Annotated in this window: 15 protein-coding genes and 1 tRNA gene; 13 read left to right on the top strand and 3 right to left on the bottom strand. The window is 60.0% G+C overall.

Annotation, left to right across the window (positions count from 1 at the left end; all coding sequences use genetic code 11):
* The first annotated feature begins 178 nt into the window (after positions 1-178).
* The 9 genes from thrS to V6093_RS01095 all read left to right on the top strand — a co-directional run bounded on the left by thrS (position 179) and on the right by V6093_RS01095 (position 7,665).
* Entirely contained in the window at positions 179-2,101 is a 1,923-nt protein-coding gene (gene thrS, locus V6093_RS01055) for a threonine--tRNA ligase (RefSeq protein WP_003250660.1), read from the top strand.
* Positions 2,101-2,652: a translation initiation factor IF-3 gene (gene infC, locus V6093_RS01060; RefSeq protein WP_012052879.1), complete on the top strand. Its 552-nt coding sequence runs from the start codon at positions 2,101-2,103 to the stop codon at positions 2,650-2,652. The genes thrS and infC overlap by 1 nt, the downstream gene beginning before the upstream one ends.
* Positions 2,653-2,712: 60 nt before the next feature.
* Complete coding sequence (rpmI, locus tag V6093_RS01065; protein ID WP_003250667.1) at positions 2,713-2,907, top strand: 50S ribosomal protein L35; 195 nt, start codon at positions 2,713-2,715, stop codon at positions 2,905-2,907.
* Between the two features lie 27 nt (positions 2,908-2,934).
* Positions 2,935-3,291: a 50S ribosomal protein L20 gene (rplT, locus tag V6093_RS01070; RefSeq protein WP_003250671.1), complete on the top strand. Its 357-nt coding sequence runs from the start codon at positions 2,935-2,937 to the stop codon at positions 3,289-3,291.
* A 109-nt stretch (positions 3,292-3,400) separates the two neighbouring features.
* Positions 3,401-4,417, top strand: a complete 1,017-nt coding sequence (gene pheS, locus V6093_RS01075; RefSeq protein ID WP_003250674.1) for a phenylalanine--tRNA ligase subunit alpha — start codon at positions 3,401-3,403, stop codon at positions 4,415-4,417.
* A 31-nt stretch (positions 4,418-4,448) separates the two neighbouring features.
* On the top strand, positions 4,449-6,830 hold the full coding sequence (pheT, locus tag V6093_RS01080) for a phenylalanine--tRNA ligase subunit beta (protein ID WP_004574323.1): 2,382 nt from the start codon (positions 4,449-4,451) through the stop codon (positions 6,828-6,830).
* 4 nt (positions 6,831-6,834) lie between these two features.
* Positions 6,835-7,137, top strand: a complete 303-nt coding sequence (ihfA, locus tag V6093_RS01085; RefSeq protein ID WP_003250679.1) for an integration host factor subunit alpha — start codon at positions 6,835-6,837, stop codon at positions 7,135-7,137.
* The gene (locus V6093_RS01090; RefSeq protein WP_003250681.1) at positions 7,118-7,474 is read left to right on the top strand and encodes a MerR family transcriptional regulator; all 357 of its coding nucleotides are present in this window, start codon (positions 7,118-7,120) and stop codon (positions 7,472-7,474) included. The genes ihfA and V6093_RS01090 overlap by 20 nt, the downstream gene beginning before the upstream one ends.
* 114 nt (positions 7,475-7,588) lie before the next feature.
* Positions 7,589-7,665, top strand: a tRNA-Pro gene (locus V6093_RS01095).
* Between the two features lie 6 nt (positions 7,666-7,671).
* Here the strand turns inward: V6093_RS01095 and V6093_RS01100 are convergent.
* Together V6093_RS01100 and V6093_RS01105 are read right to left on the bottom strand one after the other, a co-directional pair.
* Positions 7,672-7,947 carry a hypothetical protein gene (locus V6093_RS01100; RefSeq protein WP_121783701.1) on the bottom strand — a complete coding sequence of 92 codons (276 nt, stop codon included), beginning with the start codon at positions 7,945-7,947 and terminating at the stop codon, positions 7,672-7,674.
* Positions 7,948-8,038: 91 nt separating this feature from the next.
* Positions 8,039-8,965 (bottom strand): LysR family transcriptional regulator, encoded by a 927-nt coding sequence (locus V6093_RS01105; RefSeq protein WP_406669670.1) that lies wholly within the window; start codon positions 8,963-8,965, stop codon positions 8,039-8,041.
* 113 nt (positions 8,966-9,078) lie between these two features.
* On the opposite strand from V6093_RS01105, the gene V6093_RS01110 reads away from it, so the two are divergent.
* On the top strand, positions 9,079-9,810 hold the full coding sequence (locus V6093_RS01110) for an SDR family NAD(P)-dependent oxidoreductase (RefSeq protein WP_047603978.1): 732 nt from the start codon (positions 9,079-9,081) through the stop codon (positions 9,808-9,810).
* 69 nt (positions 9,811-9,879) lie between these two features.
* Positions 9,880-10,089 carry a 4-oxalocrotonate tautomerase family protein gene (locus V6093_RS01115; RefSeq protein ID WP_014753565.1) on the top strand — a complete coding sequence of 70 codons (210 nt, stop codon included), beginning with the start codon at positions 9,880-9,882 and terminating at the stop codon, positions 10,087-10,089.
* A gap of 157 nt (positions 10,090-10,246) precedes the next feature.
* Here V6093_RS01115 and V6093_RS01120 read toward each other — a convergent pair whose 3' ends face one another.
* Complete coding sequence (locus V6093_RS01120; RefSeq protein WP_108079159.1) at positions 10,247-11,284, bottom strand: sensor domain-containing diguanylate cyclase; 1,038 nt, start codon at positions 11,282-11,284, stop codon at positions 10,247-10,249.
* Between the two features lie 367 nt (positions 11,285-11,651).
* On the opposite strand from V6093_RS01120, the gene V6093_RS01125 reads away from it, so the two are divergent.
* Positions 11,652-12,137 (top strand): DUF2165 domain-containing protein, encoded by a 486-nt coding sequence (locus V6093_RS01125; RefSeq protein ID WP_185280202.1) that lies wholly within the window; start codon positions 11,652-11,654, stop codon positions 12,135-12,137.
* A 45-nt stretch (positions 12,138-12,182) separates the two neighbouring features.
* On the top strand, positions 12,183-12,899 hold the full coding sequence (locus V6093_RS01130) for an SDR family oxidoreductase (protein WP_047603971.1): 717 nt from the start codon (positions 12,183-12,185) through the stop codon (positions 12,897-12,899).
* Positions 12,900-13,011: the final 112 nt, after the last annotated feature.

Here is a 13,011-nt window from a genome sequence, read left to right on the forward strand (position 1 = left end):
TTGCCGGTTGCAGCTATCTTTTTTCTTTCCAGTCACTCTGGTTCGTCCCTGACAAGCCGAAAGGCTTCTGCCACTGTGGGGCAGGCTTCCTTTTACCGGAAGGCAGGTCGGATCTTGTACTGGCTCATCCCAACCCACGTGACCTTTGGTAGGGGTCACCACTAGGAGAGGAGGCGCCATGCCCGTTATTACTCTTCCCGATGGCAGTCAACGTTCGTTCGATCACGCCGTATCCGTAGCCGAAGTAGCCGCTTCCATCGGCGCTGGCCTGGCCAAGGCCACTGTGGCCGGCAAGGTCGACGGCAAGCTGGTCGATGCGTGTGACCTGATCAGCAACGACGCCACCCTGCAGATCATCACCCCTAAAGATGAAGAGGGACTGGAGATCATCCGTCACTCGTGCGCCCACCTGGTTGGCCACGCCGTGAAGCAGCTGTACCCGACCGCCAAGATGGTGATCGGCCCGGTCATTGACGAAGGCTTCTATTACGACATCGCCTACGAGCGCCCCTTCACCCCAGAAGACATGGCCGCCATCGAAAAGCGCATGATGGAGCTGATCGAAAAAGACTACGACGTGGTCAAGAAAATGACCCCGCGCGCCGAAGTCATCGATGTGTTCACGGCCCGTGGCGAAGACTACAAGCTGCGTCTGGTCGAAGACATGCCGGATGAACAGGCCATGGGCCTGTACTACCACGAAGAATACGTCGACATGTGCCGCGGCCCGCACGTGCCGAACACCCGCTTCCTCAAGGCATTCAAGCTGACCAAGCTGTCCGGCGCCTACTGGCGTGGCGATGCCAAGAACGAGCAGCTGCAGCGCGTGTACGGCACGGCCTGGGCTGACAAGAAGCAGCTGGCTGCGTACATCCAGCGCATCGAAGAAGCCGAAAAACGCGACCACCGCAAGATCGGCAAGCAACTCGACCTGTTCCACCTGCAGGAAGAAGCCCCGGGCATGGTGTTCTGGCACGCCAACGGCTGGACCGTCTACCAGGTACTCGAGCAGTACATGCGTGGCGTGCAGCGCGAAAACGGCTACCAGGAAATCAAGACCCCGCAGGTTGTCGACCGCATCCTGTGGGAACGTTCCGGCCACTGGTCCAACTATGCCGAAAACATGTTCACCACTTCGTCGGAAAGCCGTGACTACGCGGTAAAACCGATGAACTGCCCGTGCCACGTGCAGGTGTTCAACCAGGGTCTGAAAAGCTACCGCGACCTGCCGCTGCGTCTGGCCGAGTTCGGTGCCTGCCACCGTAACGAGCCGTCGGGCGCACTGCATGGCATCATGCGCGTGCGTGGCTTCGTACAGGACGATGCGCACATTTTCTGCACCGAAGAACAGGTGAAGAAAGAAGCCGCCGACTTCATCAAGCTGACCCTGGACGTGTACAAGGACTTCGGTTTCAGCGACATCGCCATGAAACTGTCCACTCGTCCGGCCAAGCGTGTCGGTTCTGAAGAGTTGTGGGACCGTGCTGAAACAGCGCTGGCCGACGCCCTGAACGAATCCGGCCTTGAGTGGGAATACCAGCCGGGCGAGGGTGCCTTCTACGGCCCGAAAATCGAGTTTACCCTGCGCGACTGCCTCGGCCGTAACTGGCAGTGCGGTACCCTGCAGTACGACCCGAACCTGCCAGAGCGTCTGGATGCCAGCTACATCGCCGAAGATAACAGCCGAGTTCGCCCGGTCATGCTGCACCGCGCCATCCTCGGTTCGTTCGAGCGCTTCATCGGCATGCTGATCGAGCACTATGCTGGCGTGTTCCCGGCGTGGCTGGCCCCAACCCAGGCGGTGATCATGAATATCACCGACAAGCAGGCCGATTTCGCCCTCGAGGTTGAGAAATCTCTGAACGGAAGCGGTTTCCGTGCCAAGTCGGACTTGAGAAATGAGAAGATCGGCTTTAAAATCCGCGAGCATACTTTGCTCAAGGTCCCGTACCTTTTGGTTATAGGGGACCGCGAAGTCGAAACGCAAACCGTCGCTGTGCGTACTCGCGAAGGCGCAGACCTGGGCTCCATGCCCGTCGCCCAATTCGTTGAGCTGCTGACACAAGCGGTTTCCCGGCGTGGTCGCCAAGAATCGGAGTAATGACTATTAAGCGTGAAATGAGAAACGATAAGCGTGCTGTACCGAAGGCCCCGATCAACGAGAATATCTCGGCCCGCGAGGTTCGGTTAATTGGCGCAGACGGCGAGCAGGTTGGCATCGTCTCGATTGATGAAGCGCTGCGTATCGCTGATGAAGCGAAGCTGGACCTGGTAGAAATCTCTGCAGACGCGGTACCACCCGTCTGCAAGGTCATGGACTACGGCAAGCACCTCTTCGAGAAGAAGAAGCAGGCTAACGAAGCCAAGAAAAACCAGAAGCAGATCCAGATCAAAGAAATCAAGTTTCGTCCAGGGACGGAGGATGGGGATTACCAGGTAAAACTACGCAACCTGGTACGTTTCCTTACCGATGGGGACAAGGCCAAGATCTCTCTGAGATTCCGTGGTCGTGAGATGGCCCACCAGGAGCTGGGCATGGAGCTGTTGAAGCGGGTCGAAGCCGACCTCGCCGAATACGGCACCGTTGAGCAGCATCCGAAGATGGAAGGACGCCAGCTTATGATGGTCATCGCCCCCAAGAAAAAGAAGTAATCTCCCGGGCACGGCAGGCCTGATGATTATGTGTAATTTTATCGAATGCGGAGTTCCAACATGCCAAAAATGAAAACCAAGAGCGGTGCTGCGAAGCGCTTCCTGAAGACAGCTTCGGGCTTCAAGCACAAGCACGCTTTCAAGAGCCACATCCTGACCAAAATGTCGACCAAGCGTAAGCGTCAACTGCGCGGTGCCAGCTTGCTGCACCCGTCCGACGTCGCAAAAGTCGAGCGCATGCTGCGCGTTCGTTAATTCTGGTTAAGATAGAGGAAGTTACTCATGGCTCGTGTTAAGCGCGGCGTTATCGCTCGTAAGCGTCACAAAAAAATTCTGAAACTGGCTAAAGGTTACTACGGTGCACGTTCGCGCGTATTCCGTGTAGCCAAGCAAGCGGTCATCAAGGCAGGCCAATACGCCTACCGCGACCGTCGCCAGAAGAAGCGTCAGTTCCGCGCACTGTGGATCGCTCGTATCAACGCCGGTGCCCGCACCAACGGTCTGTCCTACAGCCGTCTGATTGCTGGCCTGAAAAAGGCTTCGATCGAAATCGACCGTAAGGTTCTGGCTGATCTGGCAGTGAACGAAAAAGCGGCGTTTGCTGCGATTGTCGAGAAAGCTAAAGCCGTTCTGGCTTAAGTACCCGCGACAATCACCCGGCGGTGCTAGCGCTGCCGGGCATTGAACGTCATCGATAGGGGAAGAGCCTTCAAAGCTCTTCCCCTATTTTCGTATCTGGAGTCTGTACATGGAAAACCTGGATGCGCTGGTCTCCCAAGCCCTAGAGGCCGTGGAACGCGCTGAAGACATCAACGCCCTGGAACAGATCCGGGTTAATTATCTCGGCAAGAAGGGCGAGCTGACCCAGGTGATGAAGACCCTGGGCAACCTGCCAGCCGAAGAGCGGCCGAAAGTCGGCGCGCTGATCAACGACGCCAAAGAGCGCGTCACCGTTGTGCTCAATGCCCGCAAGGCTGCCTTTGAAGAAGCCGAGCTCAGCGCTCGCCTGGCTGCCGAATGCATTGACGTCACCCTGCCAGGCCGCGGCCAGGCCACCGGTGGCCTGCACCCGATCACCCGTACACTCGAGCGCATCGAGCAGTTCTTCACCCACATTGGCTACGGCATTGCCGAAGGCCCAGAGGTGGAAGACGACTACCACAACTTCGAAGCGCTCAACATCCCTGGCCACCACCCGGCGCGGGCGATGCACGATACCTTCTACTTCAATGCCAACATGCTGCTGCGCACCCACACCTCGCCGGTGCAGGTGCGGACCATGGAGTCCACCCAGCCGCCCATCCGCATTGTGTGCCCGGGTCGCGTATACCGCTGCGACTCGGATATCACCCACTCGCCGATGTTCCACCAGGTCGAAGGCCTGCTGATCGATCGCGATATCAACTTCGCCGACCTCAAGGGCACCATCGAAGAATTCCTGCGCGTATTCTTCGAGAAAGAGCTGGCGGTCCGTTTCCGCCCATCGTTCTTCCCCTTCACCGAGCCGTCTGCAGAAGTCGACATCCAGTGCGTGATGTGTTCCGGCAACGGCTGCCGCGTGTGCAAGCAAACCGGCTGGCTGGAAGTGATGGGCTGCGGCATGGTGCACCCGAATGTGTTGCGCATGTCCGGCATCGACCCAGAAGAGTTCCAGGGCTTTGCCTTCGGCATGGGTGCCGAGCGCCTGGCCATGCTGCGCTATGGCGTCAACGATTTGCGTCTGTTCTTCGACAACGACCTGCGGTTCCTAGCCCAATTCCGCTAGGCCCAATCGACGCAACTTTCAGGAGAACAGCATGAAATTCAGTGAACAGTGGCTGCGCGGTTGGGTCAACCCGCAAGTCTCCCGTGACGAACTGGTCGCCCGCCTGTCCATGGCCGGCCTCGAAGTTGACAGCGTTACCCCCGCTGCCGGCCAGTTCAGCGGCATCGTCGTGGGCGAAATTCTCGCCACCGAACAACACCCGGACGCCGACAAGCTGCGCGTGTGCCAGGTAAGCAGCGGCCAGGAAACCTTCCAGGTTGTGTGCGGCGCCCCTAACGCCCGCCCAGGCATCAAGATCCCGTTCGCCATGATCGGTGCCGAACTGCCAGGCGACTTCAAGATCAAGAAGGCCAAGCTGCGCGGTGTCGAGTCCTTCGGCATGCTGTGCTCGGCTGCCGAACTGCAGATCAGCGAAGAAAACGACGGCCTGCTGGAACTGGCTGCCGACGCTCCGGTTGGCGAAGACATTCGCACGTACCTGAGCCTGGATGATGCCAGCATCGAAATCGGCCTGACCCCGAACCGCGGCGACTGCCTGTCCATCGCCGGCCTGGCCCGCGACGTCAGCGCCCTGTACGACACCCCGGTCACCCGCCCGGTGGTGCCAGCCGTAGCGGCCGCCCATGACGAAGTGCGCCCGGTCGAAGTCAGCGCCCCGGCTGCTTGCCCGCGCTACCTGGGCCGCGTTATCCGTAACGTCGACCTGAGCAAGCCAACCCCACTGTGGATGGTCGAGCGCCTGCGCCGCAGCGACGTTCGCAGCATCGACGCCGCCGTCGACATCACCAACTACGTGATGCTCGAACTCGGCCAGCCGATGCACGCCTTCGACCTGGCAGAAATCAACGGCGGCATCCGCGTGCGCATGGCCGAAGAGGGCGAAAAGCTCGTCCTGCTCGACGGCCAGGAAGTGGCCCTGCGCGCCGACACCCTGGTCATCGCCGACCACACCCGCGCCTTGGCTATCGCCGGCGTCATGGGTGGCGAGCACAGCGGTGTGAACACCGAAAAAACCCGCGACCTGTTCCTGGAAAGCGCCTTCTTCGAGCCGATTTCCGTCGCCGGTAAAGCCCGTTCCTACGGCCTGCACACCGATGCATCGCACCGCTACGAGCGCGGCGTCGACTCGCAACTGGCCCGCGAAGCCATGGAGCGCGCCACCCAGTTGCTGCTGGACATCGTTGGCGGCGAAGCCGGCCCTGTGGTCGAAGCGGTCAGCGAACAGCACCTGCCACAAGTAGCCCCGGTCACCCTGCGCGCCGAACGCATCACCCAGATGCTTGGCATGGAAATGGACCCAGCCCAGGTCGAGCAGTTGCTCAACGCCCTCGAGCTGACCACGACCAAGAGCGGGGAAGGGCAGTGGACCGTCAGCGTACCAAGCCACCGCTTCGACATCAGCCTGGAAGTGGACCTGATCGAAGAGCTGGCCCGCCTGTACGGCTACAACAACCTGCCGGTTCGTTACCCGCAAGCCCGCCTGGCCCCACAGGGCAAGCCGGAAACCCGCGGTGACCTGCCGACCCTGCGCCGCCTGCTGGTTGCCCGCGGCTACCAGGAAGCCATCACCTACAGCTTCATCGACCCGAAACTGTTCGAACTGTTCAGCCCGGGCGTAGAGCCGCTGCTGCTGGCCAACCCCATCTCCAGCGACATGGCCGCCATGCGCGCCTCGCTGTGGCCGGGCCTGGTCAAGGCACTGCAGCACAACCTGAACCGCCAGCAAGACCGCGTGCGCCTGTTCGAAAGCGGCCTGCGCTTTGTCGGCCAACTGGGTGACCTGCAGCAGCAGCCAATGATTGCCGGCGTCATCACCGGCAGCCGCCTGCCAGAAGGCTGGGCCAACGGCCGCGACGGCGTCGACTTCTTCGACGTCAAAGCCGACGTGGAAGCCCTGCTGGGCTACTCCGGCGCCCTGAGCGACTTCACCTTCAGCGCCGGCAAACACCCAGCCCTGCACCCAGGCCAGACCGCTGCCATCGAGCGTGACGGTAAACTGGTCGGCTACCTCGGCGCCATTCACCCAGAGCTGGCCAAGGCCCTGGGCCTGGACCGCCCGGTGTTCCTGTTCGAGCTGGTGCTGGGCGACGTGGTCGAAGGCCGCCTGCCGAAATTCAGCGAACTGTCCAAGTTCCCGGAAACCCGTCGTGACCTGGCTTTGATCGCAGGACGTGATGTGGCTTCTAGCGCGGTGCTTGAATTAATTCGTGACAATGCAGGCGAATGGCTCACAGACCTCAGGCTGTTTGATGTGTACCAAGGTAAAGGCATTGATCCTGATAGAAAAAGCCTTGCCGTCGGCTTGACCTGGCAGCATCCATCGCGCACTCTTAACGACGATGAGGTGAACACTACCCTGCAAAACATCCTCACCTCGCTCGAACAAAGGTTGAACACCACGTTAAGGAAATAACGGCATGGGTGCTCTGACGAAAGCTGAGATGGCCGAAAGGCTGTACGAGGAGCTGGGGCTTAACAAGCGTGAGGCCAAGGAGCTGGTCGAGCTGTTTTTCGAAGAAATTCGGCACGCACTTGAAGAGAACGAGCAGGTCAAGCTGTCCGGTTTCGGCAACTTCGACCTTCGCGACAAACGCCAGCGGCCGGGCCGTAACCCCAAGACAGGGGAAGAAATCCCGATCACCGCACGGCGCGTCGTCACCTTTCGTCCAGGGCAGAAGTTGAAGGCCCGGGTTGAGGCCTATGCTGGAACCAAGCCATAACGACGAACTGCCCCCCATACCGGGCAAACGCTACTTCACCATTGGTGAAGTGAGCGAGTTGTGTGCCGTAAAGCCACACGTGCTGCGGTATTGGGAGCAGGAGTTCGACCAGCTGAACCCTGTGAAGCGGCGGGGGAACCGGCGGTATTACCAGCGCCAGGATGTGCTGATGATCCGCCAGATTCGTGCGCTGCTGTATGACCAGGGGTTCACCATTGGCGGGGCGCGGTTGAGGCTCTCCAGTGATGAGGCTAAAGATGAATCCAGCCAGTACAAGCAGCTGATTCGGCAGATGATTGTTGAGTTGGAGGATGTGTTGGTGGTTTTGAAGAAGTAAACCGGGTTTCTGATGAATGGAAATTTTTTTGAGAAAAAGCTTTCATTTATCAGGAGGTTAGGGTACATTCTTCAACGTTCTCGGCAAGATTGAGAACATGCTTCAAAGCCCAGTCGGGGCGTAGCGCAGCCCGGTAGCGCACTTGCATGGGGTGCAAGGGGTCGAGTGTTCGAATCACTCCGTCCCGACCATATATTTCAATGACTTAGGCCATTTCCGAAAGGAGTGGCCTTTTTCATGTGCGTGACTTTTGCGTGACTTCTCAGGGTAACACCACCGCGAATTCGCATGCCGTCAACCTCGTCAGGATCGGCGTGGGTGTAGAGCGGAATGCTGTAGTCGTTGACCGCCGAGGCAGGCGCTCCACCGAATTTGAGGTTGTGCTGCTTAACCTCGTTCGAGATCGTGGCGTACGCCTGAGGTGAGCGTGAGTCCATCCATGCCACCGGCTCGGCCCGGTGCTGGGCCGACATGTGCTAAACCGCACATCGGTCCAAGGCCAACTACAGGCTGGCCCATCGGCGCCGCATCCACCATGGCACTGATACAGAGTGATACGTCCCCTCAGCTGCCAGCGGCCCAGTGGCGCCGCTTGTCCATGATGAAGTCGACGAAGGCTCGCAGGCGCAACGGCATGTGTCGGCCTTGGGGATACAGCAGGGTGAACGGCCGCGAGCGGCCCGCGAAGGGCCGCAGCACCTCGACCAGCGAGCCCTCGGCAAGCTCGCGCTCGACGATAAAGCGGTAGGTCTGGAACAGTCCCGCGCCGTGCTTGGCCAAGGTCACGCCACCGAGCACGTCGTCCGAGCAGACGTAGCCGCCGTCGGTGAGGACTTCTCGTTCGCGGCCCTCCTCGTCGAACAGCCAGGCGATGCGCCGACCGCTGCTGGGCAGTTCGAACTGGATGCAGTCGTGCCGCGCCAGTTCTTCAAGGCTCTGCGGCTCGCCCGCGTGTTCCAAGTAATCCGGAGTGGCCACCACCACCAGCCGGGCGTCTTCCAGTGGGCGGGCGATCAGGGTCGAATCCGGCTGTGCACGCACGCGGATGGCCAGGTCGTAGCCCTCGCCGACAAAGTCGATGTTGCGGTTGCCCAGGTGGATTTCGACCTGCACCTTCGGGTAGCGCCGTCGAAACTCGGGCAGCAGCGGCAGGATGCGGTGGTGCCCGTAGGTCGTGGGCAGGCTGATGCGCAGTGTGCCCGAAGGCTCCTGCTGCTGCCCGGTCACCACCCGTTCGGCCTCCACCAGCTGGGTCAGCGCCTGACGACACTGTTCGTAGTAGCCTCGCCCGCCCTCGGTCAGGCGGATGCTGCGGGTGGTACGGACGAACAGTCTGGAGCCCAAGCGCTCTTCCAGGCGGCTGATCGAGCGACTGACCGCTGCCGGCGTCACGCCCGCCGCGAGACCGGCCGCGGTGAAGCTGCCCAGCTCCGCCGCCAGACAGAACAGCTCGATGCTGCCGAGTAGGACGTCGTCGAAATGCCGCTGCATTGATTACACCATGTATCAACTGAAGTTCTCGCTGCCATATTTATCCTTATCTGAAGCAAAAATATAGTCCTCCCAACGGCGCTCTTCGGCGCCACCTGATTGGGAGAAACGACATGAGCAACAGCAAAACGGTAGTGATCACCGGCGCCTCCAGCGGCATCGGCTTCGGCCTGGCCAAGGCTTTCCTCGCCAGTGGCTTCAATGTGGTCGGCAATGCCCGCTCCGCCGGACGCCTCGCCGAGGCCAAGGCACAACTGGACAGCCCCGACTTCATCGGCGTGGCCGGCGACATCGCCAAGCCTGAGACCGCCCGCCGCCTGATTCAGGCCAGCATCGACGCCTTCGGCCAGGTCGACGTGTTGGTCAACAACGCTGGCTTCTTCCTGCCCAAACCCTTCATCGAATACAGCCCGGAAGACATCCAAGGCATGCTGGAGACCAACCTCAAGGGCGTGGTCTACGCCTCCCAGGCCGCCGCCGCGCACATGATCGAGCGGCGCCAGGGTCACATTATCAACATCACTGCTGCCGTGGCGCTGCAACCCAACATCGCCGTGCCCGCCGCCCTGCCGGTGCTGATCAAGGGGGGCCTCAACCAGGTCACCCGCGCCCTGGCGCTGGAGCTGTCGTCGCACAACATCCAGGTTAACGCGGTGGCTCCCGGCATCATCGAGACGCCGATGCACGATCCGGCCAGCTTCGACTTCCTCAACGGCCTGCAGCCGGCCGGACACATCGGCCGCGTCAGCGACATTGCCGACGCTGTGCTTTACCTGGCCAACGCCGGGTTCACCACGGGCGTGGTGTTGCCGGTCGACGGCGGTATGAGTGTCGGCAAATGGTAATAGGCTGAACGTAACGGGGAGGCATCCCGCCTCCTTGCCCTGATTTCCCCACCCCATAGGAGTAATACCATGCCCTTCGTCAGCGTCCGCATCACTCGCGACGGCGTCACCCGTGATCAAAAAGCTCAGGTCATCAAGGAAATCACCGAGACCTTGCAGCGAGTGCTCGGAAAGAAACCTGAGCTCACCCATATCGTGATCGAGGAGGTCGACACCGATAACTGGGGCTACGCCGGTATGACCACCACCGAGTACCGCAGCAAAAAAACTCAGGGATGAGCTCCGAACTGCCCCGGCGGCGCGAATCAGCGCCTCCAGGGCGGCCTTGGCTCGACACGCTTGCGAAGGAGAACCCACTTGGAGACCGGGGTGGCCAATACGCTAGCGCATCTCGTATAGGGAGAGTCTCGCCCCATGTTACCGAGTCTTAACTTCCTCAGGATAACGCTGGCACATAGACAACCTGGTCACGCCCCCCATGTTTGGCCGCATAGAGACCGCCGTCAGCGCGCTTTATTGCATCATCAATCTGCTCACCCTGGGTGAGCAGGGTGCATCCAATGCTCATGGTCATCTTCCGAGGGCCGCCGGGCATCAAAAACGGCGCGCTGCCGATTGACTGACGCAAGCGCTCCGCAATCTGCGTTAATTCTTGGCTATCTTTAACCCGTAGCAAGGCCACGAACTCCTCTCCTCCTTGGCGTACCAGCAGGTCATCTGGCCGAAGCGTAGCCCGCAGGCGGCGGGCGCACTCGCAGAGCACTTTATCGCCGGCATCGTGGCCATGCTCGTCATTGACGGATTTGAAACGGTCGAGGTCTGCGTATACGGCACCTAGCTGTAAACCTCGCTCCTCAGCCAATTGAAGCTCTCGGTTCTGAAATGCTGCCAACGCCCCGCGGTTCCATAGTTGTGTCAAAGGATCAAGCAAAGCCCTGCGCTGCCCGCGATCCATTTCAACACGCAGAGCGCGATTGACCTGAGCTAGGCTCCGCAGTTGCAAATAACCCTCGGTGAGCGTGGCTAAGTCCCGAAAATGAGCCTGTTGTGCCTCGCTGAGCTTCCGCGGCCGAGGATCGAACATGCACAGGGTGCCAATGGCTTTTCCATTTGAGGCACGTAACGGGTGGCCCGCATAGAACCGGATATAGGGTGGGTTCAGCACGAGGGGATTGTCCTCGAAGCGTGAATCGCACCTGGCGTCGGAAACCATCAAGGTATCTTCACCGAGAATCGCGTAGCCGCAAAAGGACACATTGCGCTTCGTCTCGCTTACCTCGATGCCGATTCGAGCCTTGAACCACTGCCGATCCTGATCGATTAGGCTGATCAGAACGGTCTCCACCTGGGCTAGTTCTTGGGTGAGTCGTACCAAGGTATCAAGATAATGCTCGGCCGGCGTATCGACCAAGTCCATGTCATCAAGTGTGCGCTGACGAAGTGCTTCATCAGCGGGTAGGGGACAAGCTGGCATGTCTGTTACTCCACTCCTTGGTTCGTTTTTTCACAAACGCGGATAGAAAAATCTCAAGCATCTTGGCCAATGCCGCACACGCTCGGCGCCTTCAGGCCAGCCGAAGTAGAGAGCATAGCAAACCGGTTGGCTCTATCCCGGATCCTCCAGTGGGTCATACCTGTGGCGTTGATCGGCGCGGCTCGGTCGGTCGCCCAAGACCTCGACAAACTTCTAAGACTTACCGGCGGCTTGAACAAACGGTTGAGGTTGTCGCCCCTGGCTGCCTTATTGGTAAACCGGTATTGACCTCGAGTTAAGTCAAGGTTTTAGAGTGGCGTCCGGACGCTCTCGCTGCTTTCGGAAACGAACTCACAAAGGACCCGGAATGGACACTCCGACTTCACTGCTGATTTTCCAGATCACCTGCTGCATTGGCTTGAGCCTGTGGCTGAGTATCAGCCTGATCAACAACCTGCAGGCCTTTGCCAGCTCAGCCGGGGCGATCGGGGAGACCATGTCGATGGCGCCGCTGGCCCAACCTCCCGGAATCAGCCTCCCTTTGCTGGTGCGAGCGATGACCTCTCACGCCATCCATCGCTTGGCCTTGTCGATCATCGTGCTGACACAGGCAGCCGCCGTTCTCGCGGCTTGGGTTGGCTGCTATGAACTGCTGCTTGGCGCCGGCTTGGAGGTGGCGCGGCCCTGGTTGAACCTGGCCTTGAGCGCAACGCTCGGGTTCCTGTTCGCGATGCTGCTGGGCGGGATATGGTTCGGCTACTGGATCCGCCAGGAAGGGTTGCAACTGACCCATCTGCTGTTGATGGTCTGGATCCTGCTGCACTTCGTCGTACTGAATGTCCGCTGGAGTTGAGCGGCCTAGGGAAGCTTGGAGCATTTCAGTTAAAAGGAGCAACAGATGAAGATGATGATCGTGGGCGCCGGAAGAGGGTTGGGCCGGGCTTTGCTCGAAGGGCTCGGCAAGCCAGGGGACACGCTGATCGGCGTATCACGCAAACAGCCGTCAGACTTGGCCCTTGCCCCGGGCATCGATCTGCAGTGGGTCGATGCCGACCTTGCCAAGCCAGCGGCGGCTGTAGCACAGATCGCGGATCGGGCACCTGCCGATCTGGATGTCCTGATCTACAACGTTGGCATCTGGGAAGAACACGCCTTCAGCGAGCACTATGCCTTCCTTGACGACAGCGACGAATCGATCACCAGGCTGGTCGAGGTGAACATCACGGCCACGCTGCTTCTGCTTAAGCGCCTGGTGCCCAAGTTGCTTGGTGCGCCCCGGCCGCAGTTGATCCTCACCGGTTCGACCTCAGCTCTTCGCCAGAGTGGGCGCCCGGAGGTAGCGTTCGGCGCCTCAAAGTTCGCCCTCAACGGCATGGCTGATGCGCTGCGCGAAGGTTTCAGGGATGACAACCTGGCGGTGACCGTGCTTCAACTGGGTTATTTGAATACCGACGACTCCCTGAACACGCCATTGGCGCAAGCCGCAGCACGTGGCGAGCGGCGCCAGGTACCGGTGCATGATGTGGTCACTATGGTCGACGCGCTGTTGCGCTTGTCCGGGGCTTCGTTTGTACGGGAGCTGATCTTGCCGGCTATCGGTGATGAGCGCTTCTGAGGCCAAAGCTGCCATCAGCCCTCAAGTTTAGTGGCTGTGCTGCCGTCGACACTCGCCCGGTGTCATCCCTCTTCAGGCTTGAAGGCGCGCAAGAAAGAATTGGCATTCATAA

The sequence above is a fragment of the Pseudomonas putida group bacterium ESBL64 genome (genome assembly GCF_045277175.1).
In the GTDB taxonomy this organism is placed as follows: Bacteria; Pseudomonadota; Gammaproteobacteria; order Pseudomonadales; family Pseudomonadaceae; genus Aquipseudomonas; species Aquipseudomonas alloputida.